The organism is Mongoliimonas terrestris (assembly GCF_001927285.1).
GTDB classification, from domain to species: Bacteria; Pseudomonadota; Alphaproteobacteria; order Rhizobiales; family Pleomorphomonadaceae; genus Chthonobacter; species Chthonobacter terrestris.
The window spans coordinates 1-231 of record NZ_MSIG01000081.1; the positions used below are offsets into that span (position 1 = coordinate 1).

Sequence of the window (231 nt, forward strand, 5' to 3'; positions counted from 1 at the left end):
TCCTTGTCGTCCTCGAGCTCGAATTCCTTCTTCTTGACAGTCTTGAGCTGGTTCCTGAAGTTGAACTCAGCGGCCTTCTTCTGCAGCTTGGCAAACTTGTTCTCGTACTTGGAGACCTTCTTCAGGGTGGGCTTGATGAATTTGCCGCGGAGATCGTTGACCTGAATGTTGAGTTCGTTGATCTCGTAATCCTTCTTATTGGTTTCCATCTCGATGTCATACTTCTCACTC

The 231-nt window shown here is 47.6% G+C and carries 1 protein-coding gene; it reads right to left on the reverse strand.

Translation table 11 applies throughout. The annotated features are described in order from the left end of the window. A partial coding sequence (locus BUQ68_RS22665; protein ID WP_245293357.1) for a troponin occupies nucleotides 1–209 on the reverse strand: 209 nt, incomplete at its 3' end. Nucleotides 210–231: the final 22 nt, after the last annotated feature.